We start from the raw sequence: 22,830 nt of genomic DNA on the forward strand, positions 1-22,830 counted from the left end.
ACGGCGTCGGTAGAAGGTAGATGGGACAGTGTTGAAAGGACTCAGGCCCGGGTCTTTGCATGGGCTTGCACGGCCTTGTGCAGGAAGGCCCGCACGGCCGGCCACGAATCCGCGTCGGCGTGCGAGTTCACGGACGGCGATCCGCCGACGGTGCTGCTACGCCCGGACACCGGATGGCGGTAAACCAGCTGGGTCGTGGGTACATGGGGCAACAGGATGCTATGGCCGCCGCCTTCGTAGTCGCGCCGCTGCACGTCATGCGGATGTCCGGCCGCGGCCAGGCTGTCGCGCACCCACGACGTGAACAGGCTGGACGGCCAGGAGCCATCGTCGCCGGCGGATAGCAACATCACCGGCCCCTGGATGCGCTCGACCGGAATGCGCGCCCGCGCCACCGCGTCGGCATCCCGCAGCGCGGTCCGCATGGCCAGTTCATTGCGCCGGGGCTGCGGACCGTTGTCGTAAGGCTCCCAGCTGGCGCTGCGATTGTTCTCCCACAAATGCGGCAGCGGCTTGCCTTCGTACAGCCAGGCCGGCCCGTCCCGACCCACGGCGGGGTCGGCGGCGTTCTGGCCGCCATGCACCAGGGCGCTGGGCACATAGGCGATGACAGCGGAGACCTCGCGCGGGAACAGGGTGGCCAGCAAAAGCACCAACTCGCCGCCACGCGATTGCCCGCTCAAGGCGACGAAGCCACGCCACGGCTGCAATGTGCGGTGCACCCAGTCCAGCCCCCACTTGAAATACTCCAGGGGCGTATTGGAAATGTAGTCGGACAGTCCCGGCGCCTTGAAGTAAGCCAGCGCTAGCGCGGCATAACCGTGCGACGCATACAGCGCGGCACGTGGTTCGTTGATGCCGCCGCCGGAGCCGTTCAACACGATGACGGCCGGATGCGGGCCCGGTGTCGCGGGGGTGAACAGGGTGCCGACCAAGCCATCCTCGCGCACCTCCCGGCGCACGACACCCGGTGCCGCCAGCCGTTGCGTCAGCGTCGCGCGCACACGGGCGGCGCCGCCGCTGTCATGCTTGCCCTGGCCACGGGGCTTGGCGGAGGCATCGGCGTGTACCTCCGCCTCCAGCTCGGTGACCATCGGCCGCGTCACGTCATCGAGGAACACATCGCGCTGTCCTTCGACCTCGGGCACTTGCGACCACAGCAAGCCCATGGCATCGGCGCTTGTGTAGCTGCCCTGGAGGGGCGCCTGCCGGCCCAGGTCCACGACACCTTGATCGTCCGCGCGAAACTGCGCCTCGCTGGTCCAGGCCACGCCATGGCCGCGCGGGGTGCGCGCGCGCACGGTAACCCGCGCGCCCGGCGTGATGCCCCGCAAGACGATGCGGCGCGCCTCGTCGATCAAGGCATCCGCCGGGCTGACCTCCAGGGTCGGGGCGCCAGTCGCTGGGGGGGCCACGAATGAGCGCGCCATGATCAAGGCTGCACGCGAGTGACCATCTGCGCCGACGTGCGGTCGCTGACGTAGGGTTCCACTTTCAGGCCTTTACGCGTGGCCCAGATGTTCTGGTAGTGATAGAGCGGAATCACGCCCACGTCATCCGACAGGATGCGCGCCGCGTGGCGCAGGATCTCCGCGCGCTTGGCATCGTCGAATTCCTCGGACGACGCCACCAGGGCCTGGTCCAGGTCCGCATTGCTGTAATGGCCCCAGTTGGAATTGCCCAGGCCCTTGGCCGGATTCACGGTGGCGAAAACGTTGACCAGGGCATAGCCCAGTTCACCCGTGCCATTGCCCCAGGCCAGCACGCTGACGGCGTAGTCGTTCTTGTTGGCGCGGCCCGAGTAGATGGACCAGGGCACCGCCTCCACATTGGTCTTCACGCCAATGCGGGTCCAGAACTGCGCCACCGCCTGCAGGGTCTCCGGCGCCAGCGGATAGCGGTCGTTGGGGACGTGTACGGTGAGCTTGAAGCCTTCGGGGAAGCCGGCTTCGGCCAGCAGTTTCTTCGCGGCCGCGGGGTCGTAGGGAATGTCCTTGATGTCCGTGTTGTAGCCGATGGTCTTGGGCGGCATGTCCTGGTTGGACTCGGTCACCGTCCCCTGCATGATGCGATCCACGATGGCCTTGCGATTGATGGCCAGCGACAGGGCGCGGCGCACGCGTACGTCCGTCAAGGGATTCTGCGCCAGCGGCTTGCCGGCGTTGTCGGTGATGAACTCATTGGGACCCGGCCGGAAGCTGGGCTGGATCAACAGATTGCGCAGGCCGGGATAGGCGTAGATGGAAACGTTGGGCGACTGCTTGAGCTTGGCCAGGTCGGAAGGCGACACCTTGTCGATCACGTCCACGTCGCCGGCCAGCAAGGCCGCCGTGCGCGCGGCGCCGTTGTTGATGTAGCGGTAGTCGACCTTGGCCCACTCCGGCTTGGGACCCCAGTACAGGTCGTTGCGCACCAGTTCCGAGCGGTCGCCCGGTTGATAGGACACCAGCTTGTACGGACCCGTGCCGATGGCGGCCTTGGCGGAGTTGTAGTCTTCCGTGGCGGCGCTGGCGCCGGCATGGCGGCTGACCACGTAGATGGCGCCGATGTCCATCAACAGGCCCGGCGCGGGGATGTTGGTCTTGACGATCAGGGTGTGCGGATCCTTGGCAATGGCCTGTTCCACCGTGCGCAGGCGGCCCGAGTAAGAGGCCACCGAGCCGGGCACCTTGCGGGCGCGCTCGAAGGAGAACACCAGGTCATCCGCGGTAAACGGTTGGCCGTCCTGCCACTTGATGTTGGGGTTGAGCTTGAATTCCCAGGTCTTGTCGTCCAGGCGCTTCCAGCTTTGCGCCAGCATGGGGTAGTCGCCGCTGTCGCGCCGGTCGACGATGCTGTCATAGATCTGCAGCGCCAGCGACCGATCGCCGGCATGGTTGTTCAATTGCGGGTCGGCCGACGAGACGGGGTCGGCGAAGCCGATACGCAGGTTTTGCGCGGAGGCGGAGGCGCTGGCCGCCAGCAAGGCGGCCAGCAGCAGGGTGCGGGCATGGGGTTTCATCGGGAAGGTTCCTTCTTGCTTGCGGACAATGATTGGGTGACGTCAGGCAACGTCGTTCAGATGACAGGCGCTTTCATGGCGCACGGCGATGCCGCGCAGCCGCGGGACCTCGCTGCGACAGCGCGGCATCGCATGCGGACAGCGAGGGTGGAAATGGCAACCCGAAGGCGGCGCCAGCGGGCTGGGTATTTCGCCTTCGATGGCGCGGAACGGCGTGCGGCGCGCGTCCAGCCGGGGGATCTGGTCGAGCAGGGCGCGGGTGTAGGGGTGGTTGGGGCGGTCGAACAATTCGTCGGTCGGCGCGCTTTCGACGACGCGGCCCAGATACATGACCACCACGCGGTCGCTCACATGGCGCACCACGCCAAGGTCATGGCTGATGAACAGGTAGGCCAGGTTCAGTGACTCACGCAGGTCCAGGAACAGATTGAGTATCTGCGCCTGGATCGACACATCCAGTGCGGCAATCGCCTCGTCGCAGATCAGCAGGCTGGGATTGACCGCCAGGGCGCGGGCGATATTGATGCGCTGCCGCTGGCCGCCGCTGAACTGATGCGGATAGCGCCAGCGTACCGACGGATCCAGTCCCGCCCGCTGCAACTGTTGCGACACGTACTCGTCGTAATCGGCGGCCTGCACCAGACCATTGCGCAAAGCCCCTTCGCCGACGATCTGGTCGACGCGCAGGCGCGGGTTGAGGCTGGCGTAGGCATCCTGGAACACCATCTGGATGTCCAGGCGCGAGGCCTTGCGCGCCTCGGGCGCCAACGTGTCGCGCACGGCGCCGCCGACATGGACGCTGCCCGCGCTGGGCGCCAGCAGGTCCGCGGCGATGCGGCCCAGGGTGGATTTGCCGCAGCCGGACTCGCCCACCAGGCCCACGACTTCCGAACGTTGCACGGCCACGCTGACCCCGTCGACCGCGCGCGCCGGCCGGGGCGCGCGCGCCAGCCGCAGGGCTTGCAACGCGCGGGTGGCGCGGCCAGGGCGGGTCGCACCGAAGATCTTGCTGACGCCGGCCAACTCCAGCAGGGCGGGTGACGAGGTAGCGTTCATGACGTTGCGGCAATGGCAGCGTGGCGCGGGCCAGGCTGGAAAGTGAGCGGATGGAAACAGCCGACGCGGCGCGGCACGGTCGTCAGCGCGCCGTCACCTGCTGTCCGGGACAGGGCCGCGAAGGGCGGTTGCGCGGCACAGGCCGCGTCCGCGCGGCCGCAGCGGGGCGCGAACGCGCAGCCGGACGGCAGGCGGGCCAGGTCGGGCGCGATGCCGCCGATCTGGTTCAGCCGCTGGCCCCGCGGCGTATTGGCGGGCAGGCTGTCGAGCAGGCCGCGCGTATAGGGATGGGCGGGATGGTCGATGACGGTATCGACATCGCCATGTTCGACCAGGCGCCCGGCATACATGACGGCAATTTCGTCGGCCAGGCCGGCCACCACGGACAGGTCGTGGCTGATCCAGATCAGGGCGGTGCCTTGCTCGCGCACCAGCCGCTGCATCTGATTGAGGATCTGGGCCTGGATGGTGACATCCAGCGCCGTGGTGGGCTCGTCGGCAATGATCAGGTCGGGCTGGTGCAGCATGGCGATGGCGATGGCCACGCGTTGGCGCATGCCGCCCGACAGCTGATGCGGATAGGCGCGCAGCCGCTCTTCCGGACTGGGAATGCCGACCCGCGCCAGGGCGTCGCGCGACTGCTCGCGCGCCACGGCCCGGCTGCAACGGCGGTGCGCTTGCACCGCCTCCACCATCTGCGTTTCCACGCGCAGCACGGGGTTCAGCGTCATCATCGGATCCTGGAAGATCATGGCGATACGCCGCCCATGCAGGGACCGCAGGCGCGCGGGCGGCAGGCCGACCAGGTCCTGGCCATCGAACAGCACCTGTCCCGCGGCGATACGACCCGGCGCGTCGAGCAGGCCCATGATGGAGAAGCCGGTCACCGACTTGCCCGAGCCGGACTCGCCCACCAGGCCCAGCACGCGGCCGCGCTGCAAGGTGAAGGACAGGTCGGTGACCGCCGGAGCAGGCGCAGGGCCGTCCGGCACGTCGAACACCGTGTGCAGGCCGCGCACGTCGAGCAGGGGCGCGCTCATCGTTGCGCCCTCGGGTTGAGGATTTCGCGCAGTTGGTCGCCCACCAGATTGATGGCGACGATGGTCAGCAGCAAGGCCAGGCCGGGGAACAGGCTGATCCAGTATTCATTGGCCAGCATGTACTGGAAGCCATTGGCGATCAGCAGGCCCAGCGACGGCGACGTGATGGGCACGCCCAGACCCAGGAAAGACAAGGTGGCTTCGAGCGTGATGGCGCGCGCCACTTGCAGGGTGCCGACGACGATGACCGGCGGCAGGCAATTCGGCAACAGGTGCCGCAGCGCGATCCATAAAGGCGAAATGCCCTGGCCGCGTGCCGCATCGACGTACTCCTTGCGCGATTCGACCAGGGCCTGGCCGCGTACCGTGCGGGCGTAGTAGGCCCACTCCAGCACCACCAGGGTCAACACCACGTTGCCCACCCCTTTGCCCAGGTAGGCCAGGATCATCAACGCCATCAGGATGCTGGGGAAGGACAGCAGCAGGTCGACCAGGCGCATCAGCAAGGCGTCGATCGCGCCGCCGGCGTAGGCGGAAATCAAGCCCACCAAGGTGCCGATGACGCCGGCGATCAGCGCCGAGCCTACGCCCACCAGCAAGCTGATGCGCAAGCCGTAGAGGATGCCGGAATACAGATCGCGACCCTGGCCGTCGCTGCCAAGCCAGTAGGTATACGTGCCGGCGCCGTTGGCGCTGCCTGGCGGCAGGCGGGCGTCCAGCACGTCCAGCTGCAGCAGGTCATAAGGATTCTGCGGCGTGATCCACGGTGCGAGCAGGGCGGCGCCAAGGATCAGCAGCAACAGGACCAGCGCGGCCAGCGCCAGGCGCGAGCGGCGGTAATCGCGCCACAGGCGGCGCCACGGCGCGGTGCCGCGCTGCACGGGCAGGGAAGGAGAAGAAGCGCTCATGATGCACTGGGCCGGGCGCGGGGGTCGAGCAGGCGATAAAGCAGGTCGACCACCAGGTTGACGGTGACGAACAGCAGCACGATGACCATCAGGTAGGCCACGATGACGGGCCGGTCCAGGCTGTAGATGCTGTCGAGGATGAGCTTGCCGGCGCCGGGCCAGGCGAAGATGCTTTCGGTGACGGTGGCGTAGGCGATGGTCGAGCCCAGCTCCAGCCCCAGCACGGTGACGAGCGGGATCAGGGTATTGCGCAGAACATGCACGACGATCACGCGCATGGGCGCCAGGCCTTTGGCGCGGGCGAACTTGACGTAATCCTGCGGCAGGATCTCACGCACGCTGGCGCGGGTCAGCCGCATGACCAGCGACACCTTGAACAGCGCCAGGTTCAAGGCGGGCAGCAGCAGATGATGCAGGCCGTCCAGGGTCAGCCAGGACCATTGCACACCCAGCCAGGCGGCGGTGGCGCCGCGGCCGCTGGCCGGCATCCAGCCCAGATGCACAGCGAACAGCATGATCAGCATCAGGCCGACCCAGAACGTGGGCAGCGAGAAGCCGACGATGCTGCCGGCCATGAGCAGGCGCGCCAATGCTTGCTTCGGGCGCATGCCGGCATAGACGCCCAGCGGCACGCCGATGACGACGGCCATCAGCATGGCCGCGATGGCCAGTTCCAGGGTGGCGGGCAGGCGTTGCGCGATCAGCGTGACCGCGCCGATGTTGTAGACGAAGCTGCGGCCCAGGTCGCCCTGCAAGGCCGCGTGCAGGAAGGCCAGGTACTGGCGCCACAGGGGCAGGTCCAGGCCAAGGCGGTGGATGGCGTCCAGCCTTTCCTGTTGCGTCATGTCTTCCGACAGCAGGATGTCCACCGGATTGCCGATCAGGTGCAGGCCGGCAAAGACGATGATGGACATCAGCAGCAGGACCAGGGCGGCCTGGCCGACACGGCGCAGCAGCCAAGCTGTCATGGACGGGCTCCTGCCTGGTCGTCCGCGGCCGCGTCCGCTTCATGCTCGGGCCACGCCGACGGCTGCCACTCATCGCCCAGCAGTTCGGCATCCGCGAAAGCCAGCAGCCGTTCGTAGTGCTGCTCCGCGTCTTCCGCCAGCAGCAGGGCGGACAGGCCCTGCGCCAGGCGCTGGGCGCCGACGCTGATCTGCGGAATGTCGCCCGCGCCGGCGCCCTGCGACAAGGCGGCCGGATGGCAGAAGGCATGGATGCGTTCCAGGCCCGGGCACTGGCCCGGCGCGCGCGGCAGGAATTCGTAGTGGCGGCCCAGATAGGGAGAGGCGGCCAGCTCCTCGTCTTCCTGGCCGGCCGGCGGGGTGTAGCGGTCGGCCCAGCGCAGCACGGCGGACGCGAAGCGGGCGAACTCCGGACGCTGCTCCCAATCGACGCGGAAGCCGGTGCAGAAGATCACGTGGTCGGCGATCAGCGGGCCTTTGACTGTCTCCAGCTGCAATGCGCCGTCGGCGCGAACCTGGCCGCCCAGCACGTTGGCGCCGAAATGAAAGTACGCGTTCGGATGGCGCGACACGCGTTGGGTGCTGCCGCGCGGAGGCGGAATCTGCTGTTCGTTGATGTAGTGGCGCTGACGCCATTTGATGTCGTCCGGCAGCAGCCAGTAGCCGTGCAGCATGCCCGGGCTGCCGGAGCCTTTGCTCTTGTTGATGCGCGGCAGGGTGGGACGCCGGATCAACAGGTCGGCGCGGGCGGCACCGGCTTCCAGCGCAGTGGCGGCGCTGTCCATGGCCGACGCGCCGCCGCCGATGACCACCACGCGCTTGCCGCGCAAGGCCTGTGCGTCGAACAGGTCGGATGAATGCGACCAGCGCGCGCGCGGAAGCTGCGCGGCCCAGGCGGGCAGCCAGGGGCCGCCCAGGCCATCGTGGCCCGTGGCCAGCACCACGCGCCGCGCCCACACGACGTAGCCATGGCCGCTGCGTTCGTCGATCACGTCCAGCGCGACCAGGCCGTCCGCGTCGGGACGCACGTCCGTCACCCGCTGGTGATTGCGCACGTCCAGGTCCAGTACCTGGCGGTACCAGCGCAGATAGGCCATCCAGTCCAGGCGGCCGATCTTTTCGACGGCCTGCCAGGCCTCCAGGCCGTGTTGGGCTTCGTACCAGGCCCGATAGGTCAACGCGGGCAGGCCCAGCGCCGGACCCGCCAGTTCCTTGGGCGAGCGCAGCGTCTCCATGCGCGCCGTGGTGGCCCAGGGGCCTTCATAGCCCGGCGCGGCACGGTCCAGGATCAGCGCTTTCACGCCCAGGAACTTGAGCGACGCCTGCAACGCCAGGCCCGCCATGCCGCCGCCGATGATGACGACGTCCTGCACGGCCGCGCCGGCGTGCTGCCGCGGCGGCACCCAGGATTTGCCGGGCAGGGCCAGCCAGGACAGGTCTTGCGCCAGGCGCGCTTCCAGGGCGGCAAGGCCGGCCGGTACCGTTGCGGGACTCAGGGAGGGTTCGGTGTTGGACATAAGAAAGAATTCAAGGCTGGGGGGCGGTGTCGGCATACATCTGCCGCAACAGCTGATCGTGATGCGCGGCGTCGTGCAGGATGAAGCCGGGCAGGCGTTCGCGCGCGACCTCGGCCAGGGCTTCGTTGAGCGCCTGGAAAATCGGATCGACCGGCTGGAATTGCGGCGTGATCACGCCAAAGAAAAAAGGCACGTCGATGTCGACGGGGCGGGCGACCACACCCGGCAAGGGCGCGCCGAGCACGGTGGCCGGTTCCAGCAGCGCCACACCGAGGCCGGCGCGCACGGCCGCCTGGGCGTTCATCGAGGAATTGGTTTCGATCAGCGGGGCGCGGTCACCCAGCCCTGCTTCGGACCAGCCGCGGTCGAGCCGGTGGCGTAGCCGATAGCGATTGCTCATGGTGATGATGCGCCGGTCCGCCAGCCTTTTCAGCGGCACCACGTCCAGCCTGGCCAGGGGATCGTCGGCGGGCAGGGCCAGCACGCAGGGCGCCTGGCCTATCCAATGCACGTTCAAGCCCTTGTGTTCCAGGGGCAGGCTGCTGGCGCCCCACTGCGCCGTACCGCCCAGCACCGCATGGACGACCGCTTCGGACACCGCGCTGCGTAGGGAAATGCCGGCCTGGGAAAAGGCGGTCTGGCCCAGCGTGCCGCCCGCGTCGCCAAGGCGCGCGAGGGCGGCAGGCAATAGACCTACGGCCAGGGCATTGGTGGTGATCAGGCGCAGGGGGCGGGGCCGTCCCTGGGCAATTTCGGCGGCGCGTTCGCGCACGGCACGCAGCCCGTTGAGGCCGCGCTGGACCTCGTCCAGCAGCAGGAAGCCTTGCTCCGTCGGCGTGACGCGCGGGCCGCTGCGCACGAACAGGGCATAGCCGATCTCCGCTTCCAGTTCCTGGATGAGACGGCTGATGGCGGGTTGCGACCGCCCTAGCAGGCGCGCTGCCCCACTGACACTGCCCGCGGACATGGTGGCCGCGAACGCTTCCAATTGACGTAATTCCAAGATCGGCTTCGCAACGTGAAGAATGCGTAAGCCGAAATCATGGGCCGTCAGTATGCGCAAACCAAATACTTACTCGCGATGAGTAAATCACCGGTTCGCGCAGTGGCAGGATGGGGAGGGGGGCCGCGCCGGGGGACTTATGGTGTCACGCCCCGGCGCAGTGGATCACTGCGGCGCCGCGTTCGCCTTGGCGTTCAACTTGGTCTTGAACAGCCAGTCGCGGTAGTCGTCGAGGTCGCCATCGAAGGACTCGACCTTGCCGTCGGCCACGATGACGAATTCATCGGTGGTGGCGCGCAGCAGGTGGCGGTCATGCGACACCAGCACCAACGTGCCCTCGAACTGCGCCAGCGCCTCGGTCAGCGCCTCGCGGGTTTCCAGGTCCAGGTGGTTGGTGGGTTCGTCCAGCAGCAGCAGGTTGGGCCGCTGCCACACGATCAGCGCCAGCGCCAGGCGCGCTTTCTCGCCGCCGGAGAACGGCGCGATGCTGCTGGTCGCCATCGCACCCGCGAAGTTGAAGCCGCCCAGGAAGTTGCGCAGCTCCTGTTCGCGCACGCCGGGCGCGGCCTTGACCATGTGCCACAAGGGCGACTCGTCATGCCGCAGCATCTCGACCTGATGTTGGGCGAAATAACCGATCGACAGACCCTTGCCGAAAATCGCCTCGCCGCCCAGCGCCTGCAATTCACCGGCGATGGTCTTGATGAAAGTGGACTTGCCCGCGCCGTTCACGCCCAGCAGCCCGATACGCTGGCCGCCTTGCAGCGAAAAATTGATGCCGTTGATGATGATCTTGTCGGTGCCGCCGTCGTCCGCGGCCGGATAGCCGGCCTTGACCTTGTCCATGCGCAGCAGGGGATCGGGCGAACGCTGAGGTTCGCGGAACTCGAAAGAGAATTCCGCCGCCGCCCGCAGGGGCGCCAGTTCTTCCATCTTGGACAGCGCCTTGATGCGGCTCTGCGCCTGGCGTGCCTTCGATGCCTGCGCCTTGAAGCGGTCGATGAAGGACTGCAGGTGCGCGCGCTTGCGTACCTGCTTTTCCATGGCGCCTTGCGCCAGTTCCAGTTGCGCGGCACGCTGGCGTTCGAAGGCGGAGTAATTGCCCGCGTAGCGCTTCAATTTGCGCTCGTCCACGTGCACCACCACGTTGACCACTTCGTCGAGGAAATCGCGGTCATGCGAAATCACCAGCAAGGTGCCGGGATAGCGCTTCAACCAGTCTTCCAGCCACAGGATGGCGTCCAGGTCCAAGTGGTTGGTCGGCTCGTCCAGCAGCAGCAATTCGGACGGGCACATCAGCGCTTGCGCCAGATTCAGCCGCATCCGCCAGCCGCCGGAGAAGCTGGTCAGAGGCTGGTCCATCTGCGCCATCGTGAAGCCCAGGCCGGTGAGCAGCTGTTCCGCGCGCGACCGCACCGTGTAGGCGTCGGCATCCGCCAGCGCCCCGTACAGCTCACCGATCAACAGACCGTTTTCGGGCGTGTCGGGGGCGGCTTCCACCTCGGCCAGCCGGGCTTCCAGGCGGCGCAGCCCGACGTCGCCGTCGATCGCGTAGTCGATGGCCGAGCGCGCCAGCGCCGGCGTTTCCTGCGCCACGTAGGCCACGCGCCAGTTCGGCGGGTAGCTCAGATCGCCCTGGTCGGCATGCAGTTCGCCGCGCAACAAGGCAAACAGGCTCGACTTGCCCGCGCCGTTGGCGCCGATCAGGCCGATTTTGTCGCCGGGGTTGAGGATGAGGTCGACTTTGTCCAGCAAGGGCTTGACGCCTCTTGCCAGCGAGACTTGCTGAAAACGGATCATGCAGGGAAGGGCCGCGAGGGCATAGGAGTGATGCCGCAAACCGGCGGGCGCAAGGATAACCGATTCACGTGTCAGGGGCGTGCGCTCACCCAGGCCGTGCGCGCGTGCAACTTACCGCTACCTTGTATTGATATTTATTCTCATTTATTATTGCGCCTCCCCAGTCTCTGCGTCCTTTGCGCTTTCGTATCGTGTCCGCGCTCCTGGCCGCGCTTGTCGAGCAATACGATGTCCTGAAGAATCATCTGCGTCGCCGCTTCGGCGATCAGGAGATGATTGCCGACGTCATGCAGGACCTTTGCGTCAAGGTCCTGGAACGCCAGGATAAGGCCGCTCCCACCGCTACCCCCCTGAATCTGCTCAAGCACATGGGCAGGCATCTGGCCATCGATCATTACCGCGCCGATGTGGCCCGTGGCGCCGTGATGGTCGCGGTGGATGACGTGCCGGAGGCCGCCACCGAGCTGGCGGGGCCCGAATGCGCGGCAATGTCAGGACAGACGGCCGCGGCCCTCCTTGCCACGATCCAGGCGCTGCCGGAACGCTGCCGCGAGGCCTTCATCCTGGTACGGCTGCACGATATTCCGCAGGCGGAGGCCGCGCGCATCCTGGGCATCACGCGGGGCATGGTGGCGCGCCACGTGGCGCGGGCGCTGGAAGAGATCCAGCCGATACTGGATATACACTCTGGGCCTCATGAGACCTGATCACGATAAGTCTCCGTCGCCAGCGGCGGGCCTGGATGCGTTCGCGGACCAGCTGCGTCGCAGCCTGCCCACGCCCGCCCAGATTGCCGAGCGTTCCCGGCTACGCATCCGGCGGCAGCGGGCGCTCGCGGCGTGTGCCGGTGTCGCCGTGCTGGCCGCCGCGTGGCTGATAGACCCGTCCATCGATCGCATGACCCTGGCCACGGCCGCCAGCGCGCAGACGTGGGAATTGCCTGACGGAAGTTCAGTGACCTTGAATCGCGACTCCCGCGCCGTCGTGGACATGCATCTGCATTCACGCCGGGTCCACCTGCAAGCGGGCCAGGCCTACGTCGACGTGTCGCATTCGCTGTGGCGCAGCTTTGACGTGTTGACCCCGCGCGCCCGTATCGAAGACATCGGCACCGTGTTCGATGTGCGCGTGATGGAGCAGGGCACCAGGGTCACCGTGGTGCAGGGCGCCGTGCGCGTACACGGCGATCAGCGCACCCTGGACCTGCATACCGATCAAACCGTGCTGGTGGATGCCGCGGGCGATTCCGGGCCCACGCCGATCAAGGCCGCCTACGCGGCGGCATGGAGCCACGGCAAACTGATCTTCGACGGCACTCCCCTGGAAGCCGTCGCGGCGGAGTTGACCCGCTACGGGGCGCCCAGAATCGTCTTCGCCGACAAACCCAGCGCGGGCATTGCCTTGTCAGGGCAATTCGACATCGCCCAAGCCGCCACGCTGGTCGACCTGCTGCCGAAGATCGCCGCGGTACGCGTGTCCAGACGCGGCGATGGCGTCGTGGTGATCTCCAGCCAATGAGGCCATCGGCGCGCCGCCCGGTGCGCCACCCGCTGCGCCGACGCCCAAACGAAACAATATGTATCTCAGGGTGTACATGCCGGCGCCCTCGCACGGTTAACGAATAACCCCCTATCTACTCGCGGAGTATTCGTTGTCTCTCTTTCGTATTGCGCACGGGCCGCTTTGCGCCGGCCTGCTGGGTCTGTTTGTTTTCCTTTCTCCCGCGCAAGCCCAGACCAAGGTCGATCTGAACATTCCGGCAACGTCGCTCGCCGACGCCTTGCACGACCTTGCCGCGCAGACGAATACCCAGATCATCTTCCGCTCGGAGCTGACGGCCGGCCGCGTGGCGCCGCGTCTGCAAGGCAATTACGACGTCCAGGAAGCCTTGCGCATGCTGTTGGGCGGTTCAGGCCTGGTCCCGATCGCGTCGGGCGAGCGCACCTACACCCTGGACCGGGCGCCCGCGAGTGACTCGTCGACGCAACTGCCAGCCGTGCAAGTGGTCGGGGCAGGCGATCCCCTGGCCGAGCGGCTCAATCCGCAAACCACCGTGGGCTCGAAGCTCGCCGTCAGTCAGCGCGAGATTCCGCAGACCATCAGCGTGATCACCGCGGCGCAAATCGAATCGCAACAACTGAGCAATGTGCAGGAAGCGCTGCGCAATACACCCGGGGTGAGCACGCCCAATGTCGATACGTCGCGCTATCGCGTGTATTCCCGCGGCTTCCAGATCGACAACATCCAGATAGACGGCGTGTCCGCGCCCATCGTCGGCTACATGACCCCTTCGAACCTGGCGATGTACGACCGCGTCGAGGTATTGAAGGGGCCTGCCAGCCTGCTGGACGGGCCCGGTGCCGCCGGCGGCGCGATCAATCTGGTGCGCAAGCGGCCAGGGCAGAACTTCGCGGCCAGCGCCGCATTGACCGTTGGCACTTACGGCACCTATCGGCAGGAGCTGGATGTGGGCGGCCCGTTGAATGCGTCCGGCTCGGTGCGGGCGCGCGGGGTGGCCGCGCTGGATAATCATGACCTGGCCCAGGATGGCACCCATCGCAGTGACGGCCAGCTGTACGGCATCATCGAAGCCGACCTGGGCGCGGATACGACGGCGGCTTTCGGCGGCAGCTATCAACGCATGGCGTCGAAGTCCATGCAGTACGGCTATCCCACCTACAAGGATGGCGGCTTTCTGGACGTCGACCCGGACACCTACTATGGCCCGGACTGGAACCACGAACGTTATGAATTCACGACGCTCTTCGGTGAAGTCGAACATCGTCTGGGTGGCGGCTGGAAAACCAAGTTCTCGGCGAACTTTCTGCACACGGATCGCCGGTCTGAATTCGGCGGCCTGCGCGGCGCGGTGAGCCGCAACAACCCGCTGACGAATTACCAGACCAGCATGTCTGAAAACCAGTCCGACCAGGTGGTGCTGGACTGGTTCGGCGCCGGTCCGTTTCGTTTATTGGGCCGCACTCACACCGCCACGATAGGGGTGAATTATCTGCACGAACGCACGCCGCAGATCGGCGCGCCGGGCGTGCCGCGCCTGATCCCGGTGAACCTGGACAACCCGGGGTCGGTGCCCGACGCCAGTTTCACCAGCAGCCTGTCACGGCAGATCACGCGCAACGAGCAGATGGGTATCTATGCGAACACGCGCTTCAGCCTGGCGGACCCGCTGACCCTGGTGATCGGCGGCCGCGCCACCTGGTGGCAGAGCGAGGTCTGGGCCGATCCGGACATGAACGCCAGCAAGGTCAGCGACACCAGCGATCATATCGACGGCCACATCACGCCGATGGCGGGGCTGATCTATGACCTGAATGAAAACCACTCGATCTATACCAGCTACGCGCAGTCGTTCACCCCGCAGTCGCAACGCGATGCCTCCGGCAAGCTGCTCAAGCCTCTGGAAGGCGAGCAGTACGAGGTCGGGCTGAAGGGCGCCTATTTCGATGGCAAGCTGAATACCTCATTGGCGGTTTTCCAGCTGACCCAGAAGAACCGCGCGACGGCGGACACGCTGGACAATGTGATCACCACGTATTTCGCGCAGGGCAAGGCCCGCAGCCGGGGCATAGAGGCGCAGGCGTCCGGCGAGCTGGCCGACGGCTGGACGCTGTCCGGCGGCTATACCTACACCGCGACGCGCTATCTCGACGACAGCGCGGACACGGGCAAGAACGCCTTTTCCGCCTACACCCCCAAGCATCTCTTCAAGCTCTGGACGCAGTATCAGCTGCCGGGGCAATGGCGGGCCGTCTCCTTGAACGCGGGTCTGTACATGACCAGCGCCTACAGCTCCGATGACGGAGTGGCCGTGGTGCGCCAGCCCGGCTATACGACCCTGGACCTGGGCATGAGCTACGAGATCAGTCCTCACCTGACGGCATCGCTGTCGGTCACCAACGTTTTCAACCGCCAGTACTACCAAAGCATCAGCACCACGGCGGATCACAATTATCTGGGCAACCCCCGCATGGCGCTGCTGACTCTGCGCGCGCGGTATTGATGTTGTGGGGTAAGCCGACGATGAAGCCGATTTTCAACAAGACATTCGTGCGCGCGTGCGCCCTGAGCCTTCTGGTCCTGTGCGCGGGGAATGCGTCAGCGCAGGCCGCGGCAGCCATACACAACGGCGGCGCCGCCGTGGCCGACCTGATGTTCGGACGCGAGCCCTACATTCTGCTGGATCGGCCGCTCACGCCTGCGGAGCGGGTACCGTACCGCAAGCTGCACGGGCATTTGCCGCTGTCGGTGCCGCTGGCGCGCATCGTCCCGGGCCCCGCGTCCGTGTTGCATGGGGGGTATGCCCTTTACGTCGCCGCGGACAATCCCTTACGCGCGGTCAGCCGTGCGCAGTTTCAAGGGATCCTGTCGGAAGGACAGCCGGGGGGCACCGTCGGCGGCTGGGCGCAACTGGTCCTGGATCCCGCCTGGCGGGGTCGGCCCATCACCTTGTATGGGCCGCCACCGGGCGACGCGTATTTCCAGACGTGGCGGGCCGCCGCGCTGGGACGCCATCCGTCCAGGGCTGGGATGGTCGCGGTCGATGACACGCGGCAGCGGCTGGCGCGCCTGACGCAAGACCCCGGGGGCATGGTGCTGGCCCAAGCCGGTTTGCGGGCGGCCGGTGCGCGGGAAGTGCAGATCCGCGCTGATGCTTCCAGGGAAGATGCTCCAAGCGAAGATGCCAACGTCCTTTATGCCCATATCGGCGTGGCGGCCGACGGCCGTGCCGACCCCGCGGGGTCGGCGTACGTGAACAGCATCCTGGCACGCGCGACGGACCCGTCCGCGCTGGCGGATCTGGCGCGCATCCTTGCTGCGCCCAGGGAGCTGGTCCCGCTGTCGCCGGCAGGGCTAGTGGCCGCACGCAAGCTGCTGGATGCCACGCCCAGGATGGACAAAGGCACGTCGACGGTGGCGCCGGCCGGTCCGGCAGGCCCGGCTTATCTTCATGCCGACGGGGCGATATACATCGTCGGCAACGACGGCATGCAGGACATGCTGGAAGCGTTCAACGCCTTGTATCTGCGTGAGCATCCCGACGTGAAGTTCCGCATGCGCATGGAAGGGTCTTCGACCGGCGGTCCCGCGCTGACGGCCGGCGTGACGCCGTTCGCGCCCCAATCGCGCGCGCTCTGGCCCGCGGATCTGGAAGCCTTCCGCGGGCGCTATGGCTATGACCCGCTGGACATACGCGTCGGCTTTACCGGCCATGGTCCGCGCCAGACAGGCAAGACACCGCCCGCCGTGTATGTGCATCGCAGTAATCCCTTGGCCGGCCTGGAGATGGCGCAGTTGCGGCGGATATTCACCGCGGGGCAGGCTGGCGGCGATATCGACCAGTGGGGGCAGCTGGGATTACAAGGCGCCTGGGCGGGTCGCCGCATCCACGTCTACGGGCTTGCCGACGATGGCGGCTCAGCCACGTCCGCCAGGCTGATCCTGCTGGAAGGCGCTGCCTACACCCTGCGGTATGAAACCTTGCCCACCGTGGCGGATGTCGTTCGTGCTGTCGCCGCCGATCCCTACGGCATCGGCATGACGGGCTGGGTCGATGCCGCCGCCATCTCCGCTGACGTGCGGGTGCTGCCGCTGGCGCAGGCGGCCGACAGGCCTGCCGTGCTGCCCACCTACGAGCACGTCGCGGCCGGTGAGTATCCCTTCTCGTCCTACGTTCACTTCTATGTGAACCGTCGTCCCGGCACAGCGCTTTCGCCCTTCATCAAGTCCTATCTGGAGATGGTGCTGTCGCCCGCGGGGCAGGCCATCATCGCGGCGCAGAAGGACGAGGAGGGCGGCTACGTCCCTCTGCCGCCGGGCTTGCTGGCGGCGGAGCGGGAAAAACTCAACTGACCAGTTTTTCCCGCAAGGCATTGAGCCGATCCAGGCTGGTGCCGATGCGGGCGGAAGCCTGGGTGGCGACACCGACCAGCAGCGCTTCCAGCAGCCCCATGGTCGCCGTGTGCATGCTGAGCAGGCGAGCCTTGCCCCTGGGCACGGACAGCGCCAGGGTGACGCGGCGCTGCAGCTTGCCCTTCAGGCTGTCCGTGATGAGGATGCTGTTGAGCTGCAGGCGCGCCGCTTCCGCGAGCAACAGGTCGAGCTCCTTGTACAGACGGTCATAAGCCAGCATGACGACGACGTCGCCGGCGCGCAGCGCATGCAGGTCATCGGCGAACAGCAGTCCCGTATGCCCGACATTCAGCGTCTGGTAGCCGAAGCGGTTCAGCTGTATGCCGAAGTATTGGGCAATGGCGCCGGAAGGCCCCAGGCCGAACAGGACCACGCGGGAGGATACGGCCAGCAACTCCACCGCCTGCTTGAAGTCCGCCCCGCTGACGTGCTTGCCCAGGCTGGCCAGCGCATCCAGGTGGACTTCCACGGAGCGCTGGAAGGCCGCGTCAGGCTGCGCGCCCAACTCCTTCACGGTCTTGGATAGCCGGTCCGGCAGGGAGCGCGCGCCGCGCATCTCGGCGGCCAGGGTCTGCCGCAACTCGTCCAGGCCGCTGTAGCCCAGGGCCTGGGTGGTTCGGATGACGGTGGCATCGCTCGTGTTGGCCTGGGTGGCGATGGTCGCCGCCGAGCTGACCATGACCTCTTCACGGTTGGCCTGCATGAAGTCGGCCACCCGCTTCTCCGCGGGTGTCATGCGGCGGCTGTGCTCAGCTATCCGATCGTCGAGAGAATCGCTCATGGGGTAGGGGCTCTTGAATGCGGGCTCGTGAAACAGGACGTGGGGGGCGTCTGTAGTATCAGCTACGAATACTTCATCATAGGTAGCATATGCTACCGGCTCCTGTTTCAAAATTGAAGTCCTGGAGTTGAAGATGACGTTCATTTCGCTGAACGTGTCGGGCCCGGCCATCGTTTCCGCGTTCCTTGCATCGTCGGTCGAGATCGTCGAGGCGTTCACGATCATCCTCGTGGTCGGAACCTTGCGCGGCTGGCGAGCGGCCGCGGCAGGCACCGCGGCCGCGCTGGCGGTGCTTGGCGTCTTGGTGATCACCTTGGGTCCTTTGCTGGAAACCATACCCATCCACGCTCTGCAACTGGTCATCGGAATCCTGCTGCTGTTGTTCGGCATGGGCTGGCTGCGCAAGGCAATACTGCGCGCGGGCGGCGTGATTCCCCTGCACGACGAGGAAGCCATCTACGCGGCGCAATCCTCGGCGCTGCTTGCCGACGCGACGCGCGATAAACGCAAGCGCGATTGGGTGGCGGGGCTGACCGTCTTCAAGGCCGTGCTGCTGGAAGGGCTGGAAGTGGTCTTCATCGTGCTGGCGGTAGGCGCGGGGCGGGGTCTGCTGTGGCCCGCGGCGCTGGGCGCGCTGGCCGCGTGCGTGGTGGTGTTGCTGGTGGGGCTGGCGTTGCGCAAGCCCTTGTCCACGGTGCCCGAGAATGCCTTGAAGTTCGTGGTCGGCGTGATGTTGTCCGCGTTCGGCGTGTTCTGGACGGGCGAAGGGATAGGCGTCCACTGGCCTGGTCATGACCTTGCCATTCCCGTCCTGGCCCTGCTGTTCCTGCTTGCGGCCGGCGCCGCCGTCCGCTACGTCCGCGATATCACCGCAGCGAGGCCGGCATGAGCATACTGATCGAGGTATTCAAGGACATCGTCGGCATGTTCCTGGCCGACGTCTTCCTGACCGTGGAAACGCTGGTGCTCGTTGCCGTCGTGGCCGGCTTGATTTATGCCGGCCTGGACCCAAGCTGGGCGGGCCTGATCCTTACCGCGGGGTCGCTTGCCGTCGTGATTGGCGCGGTGCGGCGCGCAGCGTACGGTCAGCCTCGGACAGCTTCTCGGGAAAGCACGCCACCAGCCAGTCGATGAACACGCGCAAGCGATGCGTCACATAGCGATTGCGCGGGTAGACCACATGGAAAGGGTAGGACGGCGGGCGCCATTGCTTGAGGATTTCCAGCAAGGCGCCTTCCTTTAGCGCGTCCGCGACGGCGTAGGTGAAGGTCTGGATGATGCCGATGCCGGCCACCGCGGCGGCCGTGTGCGCATTGCTCTCGTTGATACCGATGCGATGCTCGACCTTGATCTCCGTCCTTGCGCCGTCGCGCTCGAAACGGAAAGGCATGGCCCGGCCATTTTGCGTCGAGACATAGCTGACCAGGCGATGGCCGTTCTTCAATTCATCCGGATAGGCCGGCACGCCGAACTGCTTCAGATAAGCCGGCGTGGCGCAGGTGACCATCGTGGCGTCGCCGATATGGCGCGCCACCAGGGATGAGTTATCCAGGGGGCCGCCGCGGACCACGCAGTCGACGTTGTCGCTGATCAGGTCCACCGCGCGGTCCGATACCCCCAGATCGATGCGGATATCCGGATAGCGCGCGAGAAAATCCGGCAGCAGCGGGATCAACACATCACGCGCGGTCGAGCCGCCTACGTCGATGCGCAGGTGCCCGCGCGGCTTGCCGCGCGCGATGTTGAAGGACGTGTCGATGTCCTCGATGTCGCGCAGGACGCGCGTGGCCTTGGCGTAGTAATCCTGACCTTCCGGCGTCACCGTGACCCGGCGGGTGGTCCGCTGCAACAGCCGTGTTCCCAGATGGGCTTCCAGGTCCTGCACCAGCTTGCTCATGGTGGCGTTGGGCATGTCCAGGGATTCGGCTGCCCGGGTGAAGCTGCCGGCTTCCACCACGCGGGTGTAGGCGCGCATGGCCAATAACTGATCCATTTTTTGGCCCCTGGGTTCGCGGTATCTGGCGCTGTGAGGGCAGCGGGTTATTTGGATTGTACATAGCCATGGATAGTTATTTAGTCTTTTCGCTATTTATCAATAAATAGCCGAGGCCTAAAGTGACACCCATGCACTGAACGACGGCAACGCAAGACACGCAGGACCCGCCGCGACAGACATGTGATCAAGCAAACCCTTACGCATTCAAAGCAACGGAGAAACACCATGAGCAAGCAACTGAACGGCAAGATCGCCCTCGTCACCGGCGGCAGCAGCGGCATCGGCCTGGCGGCCGCCCAGGAACTGGCCGCGCAAGGCGCGACCGTGTTCATCACCGGCCGGCGCCAGGCTGAACTGGACGCGGCGGTGGCCACCATCGGCGCCGGCGCCACGGGTATCCGTGCCGACGCGTCGGTGTTGTCCGAGCTGGACACGGTGTACGCCCGGATCGCCAAGTCGGCCGGCAAGCTGGATATTCTGTTCGCCAACGCGGGCGGCGGCGACATGATGCCCCTGGGCGCCATCACCGAGGAGCACTTCGACCGCATCTTCGGGACCAATGTGCGGGGCGTGCTGTTCACGGTGCAGAAGGCGCTGCCCTTGCTGGTCGATGGCGCTTCCATCATCCTGACGTCGTCGACCACGTCGATCCAGGGAACGGCCAATTTCAGCGTCTATAGCGCCAGCAAGGCAGCCGTTCGCAATTTCGCCCGGTCCTGGGCGCTGGATTTGAAGGATCGCCACATTCGCGTCAACGCCGTGAGCCCCGGCCCGGTCCGCACGCCTGGCCTGGGTGGCCTGGTGCCTGATGAAGCGCGCCAGGGGCTGTACGACTTCCTGGCATCGCAGGTGCCCCTGGGCCGCCTGGGCGAGCCCGAAGAAATCGGCAAGGCCGTGGCTTTTCTGGCGTCGGACGCCGCCAGCTTCGTCAACGGCACCGAGTTCTTCGTCGACGGCGGCATGGCACAGGTGTGATTGTTGAAGGGGGATACCCCCCCTTCGACCCTCGGCCCTTTCGGGGATTGAAGGGGATACCCCCCTTCAACCCGGTTCTTTTGGGGGATGGAAGGGGGGCTCCCCCTTCACCCCTGGTTTCTTTGGGGGGAAGGAAGGGGGTCTTCCCCTTCCTCTGATTCCCTCTGTCCCCAAACGACAACGCCCCGGCTAAGCGGGGCGTTTGTCTTGCACCAATACTTCCTGGATCAATCCAGGCGTCCGAGCAGCAGGAACTCCATCAACGCCTTCTGCACGTGCAGGCGATTCTCCGCCTCGTCCCACACAACGCTTTGCGGGCCGTCGATCACCTCACCGGTGACTTCCTCACCGCGATGCGCCGGCAGGCAATGCATGAAAATCGCATCGGCAGCGGCGGCCTGCATCATTTCGGTGTCGACGCACCAGTCGGCGAAATCCGCCCGGCGCTGTTCGTTCTCGGCCTCGTAGCCCATGCTGGTCCACACATCGGTGGTGACCAGATGCGCGCCGTTGCAGGCTTCCATCGGATCCTTGAACTGACGCAGCACCGATGCCGGCGGCGTGCCGATGCGGGCCGGTTCCAGCTCATAGCCGGACGGCGTCGACACATGCAGGGTGAAACCCAGCAGCTCGGCCGCCTGCAGCCAGGCATAGGCCATGTTGTTGGCGTCGCCCACCCAGGCCACCGTCTTGCCGGCGATGGGCCCGCGGTGCTCGATGTACGTGAAGATGTCCGCCAGGATCTGGCAGGGGTGATATTCGTTGGTCAGGCCGTTGATGACCGGCACGCGGGAATGCGACGCGAAGCGTTCGATGCGGGTCTGCTCGAACGTACGGATCATCACGATGTCGACCATGCGCGAGATCACGCGCGCGGTGTCCTCGATGGGCTCGGAACGGCCCAGTTGCGAATCGTTGGAGGTCAGGTTGATGACCGAGCCGCCCAACTGGTACATGCCGGCTTCGAAGGAGACGCGGGTGCGCGTGCTGGCTTTTTCGAACACCATCGCCAGAGTGCGATCGTGCAAGGTCATGTGCGGTTCGTAGCGCTTGAACTTGTCCTTGATCAGGCGAGCGCGATCGAAGACATAGTTGAGCTCGGAGGCCGAAAAGTCACGCACTTGAAGGAAATGCCGCAGAGGGCCGTTTTGGGTGCTGGCTGTCGTCATGATGTTTTGCAGGTCGTTGAGGCCGCGCCACCTTGGCGGGTGGGGTGCTCATTATGCCCTGTCCGCATGAAAAACCCCTAACACGGCATTTCTGCCGCGAAATGGGGGCTTTTTTCTGGAAATTGCCGTCTTCTTGCTGGAAGGGCGGGGCGCGAACTGCGGCCGCGGCGCAGTACCGTGCCTGGTTCGGCCCTTGCTGATTGCCGGCAGACCCGCGGGCGGAGGGTGCTGACACGAGCGCTTAAGGTCTCATCATATACAATCCGCAGCGCGGCTCGGATGATCGAGGGCGTCCCACCCGGGCGCTTCAAGCATTCGTCCCCGGTAGCAAATCAACGGTATCCCGCGTGCGACAACTTTTTATCCTCGGTGTCACTGAAGACGGTCATCGCTTCCGGCCCAGCGACTGGGCGGAGCGCCTGGCCGGCGTCATGGCGCAATTCCGGCCGCCCGGCATGGCGCCCAGCCACATCACGTACTCGCCTTATGTGTTGCCTGTCATCGTCGATGGCAACCGCAGCGTCGTCGTCGACGAACGCCTGCGCGAACTTGAGCCGCTGGCCTGGAAATTCGTGGTCGATTTCGCCCGCGACAACAATCTGCAGACGAAAGAGCACGACACCGATAACCCGGCGTCCGCGGCGCCTGTCTGACAGGGCCCGGCCGGGATCGGCCGGACCTGAGCGTT

At 66.1% G+C, this 22,830-nt stretch carries 19 protein-coding genes; 7 read left to right on the top strand and 12 right to left on the bottom strand.

From position 1 onward, the window contains the following. Positions 1-41: 41 nt before the first annotated feature. From ASB57_RS03320 to abc-f, 9 genes are all read right to left on the bottom strand, one after another. The gene (locus tag ASB57_RS03320) at positions 42-1,430 is read right to left on the bottom strand and encodes an acyl-CoA thioesterase/bile acid-CoA:amino acid N-acyltransferase family protein (protein ID WP_057655878.1); all 1,389 of its coding nucleotides are present in this window, start codon (positions 1,428-1,430) and stop codon (positions 42-44) included. Positions 1,431-1,432: 2 nt separating this feature from the next. Then, entirely contained in the window at positions 1,433-3,001 is a 1,569-nt protein-coding gene (locus ASB57_RS03325) for an ABC transporter substrate-binding protein (RefSeq protein ID WP_057650541.1), read from the bottom strand. Between the two features lie 42 nt (positions 3,002-3,043). Beyond that, positions 3,044-4,057 carry an ABC transporter ATP-binding protein gene (locus ASB57_RS03330; RefSeq protein WP_057650543.1) on the bottom strand — a complete coding sequence of 338 codons (1,014 nt, stop codon included), beginning with the start codon at positions 4,055-4,057 and terminating at the stop codon, positions 3,044-3,046. Continuing rightward, the gene (locus ASB57_RS03335; protein ID WP_057650545.1) at positions 4,054-5,097 is read right to left on the bottom strand and encodes an ABC transporter ATP-binding protein; all 1,044 of its coding nucleotides are present in this window, start codon (positions 5,095-5,097) and stop codon (positions 4,054-4,056) included. Before ASB57_RS03335 ends, ASB57_RS03330 begins: the two co-directional genes overlap by 4 nt. After that, positions 5,094-6,005, bottom strand: coding sequence for an ABC transporter permease (locus ASB57_RS03340; protein WP_057650546.1), 912 nt, complete (start codon positions 6,003-6,005; stop codon positions 5,094-5,096). Before ASB57_RS03340 ends, ASB57_RS03335 begins: the two co-directional genes overlap by 4 nt. Beyond that, a complete protein-coding gene (locus ASB57_RS03345) occupies positions 6,002-6,973 on the bottom strand; it encodes an ABC transporter permease (protein ID WP_057650548.1) in 972 nt (323 codons plus the stop codon). The genes ASB57_RS03340 and ASB57_RS03345 overlap by 4 nt, the downstream gene beginning before the upstream one ends. Then, positions 6,970-8,487 (bottom strand): SidA/IucD/PvdA family monooxygenase, encoded by a 1,518-nt coding sequence (locus tag ASB57_RS03350; RefSeq protein ID WP_057650550.1) that lies wholly within the window; start codon positions 8,485-8,487, stop codon positions 6,970-6,972. Before ASB57_RS03350 ends, ASB57_RS03345 begins: the two co-directional genes overlap by 4 nt. Positions 8,488-8,497: 10 nt before the next feature. Then, positions 8,498-9,490, bottom strand: a complete 993-nt coding sequence (locus ASB57_RS03355; RefSeq protein ID WP_057655879.1) for a LysR family transcriptional regulator — start codon at positions 9,488-9,490, stop codon at positions 8,498-8,500. A gap of 165 nt (positions 9,491-9,655) precedes the next feature. Continuing rightward, positions 9,656-11,290: a ribosomal protection-like ABC-F family protein gene (gene abc-f, locus ASB57_RS03360; RefSeq protein WP_057650552.1), complete on the bottom strand. Its 1,635-nt coding sequence runs from the start codon at positions 11,288-11,290 to the stop codon at positions 9,656-9,658. A 191-nt stretch (positions 11,291-11,481) separates the two neighbouring features. Here abc-f and ASB57_RS03365 point away from each other — a divergent pair, with 191 nt between their 5' ends. The 4 genes from ASB57_RS03365 to ASB57_RS03380 all read left to right on the top strand — a co-directional run bounded on the left by ASB57_RS03365 (position 11,482) and on the right by ASB57_RS03380 (position 17,161). Further along, positions 11,482-11,997, top strand: a complete 516-nt coding sequence (locus ASB57_RS03365; protein ID WP_197424939.1) for an RNA polymerase sigma factor — start codon at positions 11,482-11,484, stop codon at positions 11,995-11,997. Next, the gene (locus tag ASB57_RS03370; RefSeq protein ID WP_057650556.1) at positions 11,987-12,808 is read left to right on the top strand and encodes a FecR family protein; all 822 of its coding nucleotides are present in this window, start codon (positions 11,987-11,989) and stop codon (positions 12,806-12,808) included. Before ASB57_RS03365 ends, ASB57_RS03370 begins: the two co-directional genes overlap by 11 nt. A gap of 133 nt (positions 12,809-12,941) precedes the next feature. After that, complete coding sequence (locus ASB57_RS03375) at positions 12,942-15,311, top strand: TonB-dependent siderophore receptor (protein WP_057650558.1); 2,370 nt, start codon at positions 12,942-12,944, stop codon at positions 15,309-15,311. A 20-nt stretch (positions 15,312-15,331) separates the two neighbouring features. Then, entirely contained in the window at positions 15,332-17,161 is a 1,830-nt protein-coding gene (locus tag ASB57_RS03380; protein WP_197424940.1) for a substrate-binding domain-containing protein, read from the top strand. Here ASB57_RS03380 and ASB57_RS03385 read toward each other — a convergent pair. Beyond that, the gene (locus ASB57_RS03385) at positions 17,154-18,002 is read right to left on the bottom strand and encodes a MurR/RpiR family transcriptional regulator (protein ID WP_082621331.1); all 849 of its coding nucleotides are present in this window, start codon (positions 18,000-18,002) and stop codon (positions 17,154-17,156) included. The two genes, ASB57_RS03380 and ASB57_RS03385, sit on opposite strands and share 8 nt — an antisense overlap. Before the next feature lie 133 nt (positions 18,003-18,135). Here ASB57_RS03385 and ASB57_RS03390 point away from each other — a divergent pair, with 133 nt between their 5' ends. Further along, positions 18,136-18,891 (top strand): COG4280 domain-containing protein, encoded by a 756-nt coding sequence (locus ASB57_RS03390; RefSeq protein ID WP_057650563.1) that lies wholly within the window; start codon positions 18,136-18,138, stop codon positions 18,889-18,891. Positions 18,892-19,032: 141 nt separating this feature from the next. Here the strand turns inward: ASB57_RS03390 and ASB57_RS03395 are convergent, their stop codons facing one another. Further along, entirely contained in the window at positions 19,033-19,995 is a 963-nt protein-coding gene (locus ASB57_RS03395) for a LysR family transcriptional regulator (protein WP_057650565.1), read from the bottom strand. Between the two features lie 228 nt (positions 19,996-20,223). On the opposite strand from ASB57_RS03395, the gene ASB57_RS03400 reads away from it, so the two are divergent. Further along, positions 20,224-20,973, top strand: coding sequence for an SDR family NAD(P)-dependent oxidoreductase (locus tag ASB57_RS03400; protein WP_057650568.1), 750 nt, complete (start codon positions 20,224-20,226; stop codon positions 20,971-20,973). 227 nt (positions 20,974-21,200) lie between these two features. Here ASB57_RS03400 and argF read toward each other — a convergent pair whose 3' ends face one another. Then, positions 21,201-22,142, bottom strand: coding sequence for an ornithine carbamoyltransferase (gene argF, locus ASB57_RS03405; RefSeq protein ID WP_057650571.1), 942 nt, complete (start codon positions 22,140-22,142; stop codon positions 21,201-21,203). Positions 22,143-22,489: 347 nt separating this feature from the next. Between argF and ASB57_RS03410 the strand changes: the two genes are divergently transcribed. Further along, positions 22,490-22,795, top strand: coding sequence for a DUF3579 domain-containing protein (locus ASB57_RS03410; RefSeq protein WP_057650572.1), 306 nt, complete (start codon positions 22,490-22,492; stop codon positions 22,793-22,795). The last annotated feature ends 35 nt before the right edge of the window (positions 22,796-22,830 follow it).

The sequence above is a fragment of the Bordetella sp. N genome (genome assembly GCF_001433395.1).
In the GTDB taxonomy this organism is placed as follows: domain Bacteria; phylum Pseudomonadota; class Gammaproteobacteria; order Burkholderiales; family Burkholderiaceae_B; genus Bordetella_C.

What these genes read in the sequence shown, in the direction of transcription:
- ASB57_RS03320 (WP_057655878.1), bottom strand. Translation starts at nt 1,430, where the DNA reads ATGGCGCGCTCATTCGTGGCCCCCCCAGCGACTGGCGCCCCGACCCTG.
- ASB57_RS03325 (WP_057650541.1), bottom strand. Translation starts at nt 3,001, where the DNA reads ATGAAACCCCATGCCCGCACCCTGCTGCTGGCCGCCTTGCTGGCGGCC.
- ASB57_RS03330 (WP_057650543.1), bottom strand. Translation starts at nt 4,057, where the DNA reads ATGAACGCTACCTCGTCACCCGCCCTGCTGGAGTTGGCCGGCGTCAGC.
- ASB57_RS03335 (WP_057650545.1), bottom strand. Translation starts at nt 5,097, where the DNA reads ATGAGCGCGCCCCTGCTCGACGTGCGCGGCCTGCACACGGTGTTCGAC.
- ASB57_RS03340 (WP_057650546.1), bottom strand. Translation starts at nt 6,005, where the DNA reads ATGAGCGCTTCTTCTCCTTCCCTGCCCGTGCAGCGCGGCACCGCGCCG.
- ASB57_RS03345 (WP_057650548.1), bottom strand. Translation starts at nt 6,973, where the DNA reads ATGACAGCTTGGCTGCTGCGCCGTGTCGGCCAGGCCGCCCTGGTCCTG.
- ASB57_RS03350 (WP_057650550.1), bottom strand. Translation starts at nt 8,487, where the DNA reads ATGTCCAACACCGAACCCTCCCTGAGTCCCGCAACGGTACCGGCCGGC.
- abc-f (WP_057650552.1), bottom strand. Translation starts at nt 11,290, where the DNA reads ATGATCCGTTTTCAGCAAGTCTCGCTGGCAAGAGGCGTCAAGCCCTTG.
- ASB57_RS03370 (WP_057650556.1), top strand. Translation starts at nt 11,987, where the DNA reads ATGAGACCTGATCACGATAAGTCTCCGTCGCCAGCGGCGGGCCTGGAT.
- ASB57_RS03380 (WP_197424940.1), top strand. Translation starts at nt 15,332, where the DNA reads ATGAAGCCGATTTTCAACAAGACATTCGTGCGCGCGTGCGCCCTGAGC.
- ASB57_RS03385 (WP_082621331.1), bottom strand. Translation starts at nt 18,002, where the DNA reads ATGAGCGATTCTCTCGACGATCGGATAGCTGAGCACAGCCGCCGCATG.
- ASB57_RS03390 (WP_057650563.1), top strand. Translation starts at nt 18,136, where the DNA reads ATGACGTTCATTTCGCTGAACGTGTCGGGCCCGGCCATCGTTTCCGCG.
- ASB57_RS03395 (WP_057650565.1), bottom strand. Translation starts at nt 19,995, where the DNA reads ATGGATCAGTTATTGGCCATGCGCGCCTACACCCGCGTGGTGGAAGCC.
- ASB57_RS03400 (WP_057650568.1), top strand. Translation starts at nt 20,224, where the DNA reads ATGAGCAAGCAACTGAACGGCAAGATCGCCCTCGTCACCGGCGGCAGC.
- argF (WP_057650571.1), bottom strand. Translation starts at nt 22,142, where the DNA reads ATGACGACAGCCAGCACCCAAAACGGCCCTCTGCGGCATTTCCTTCAA.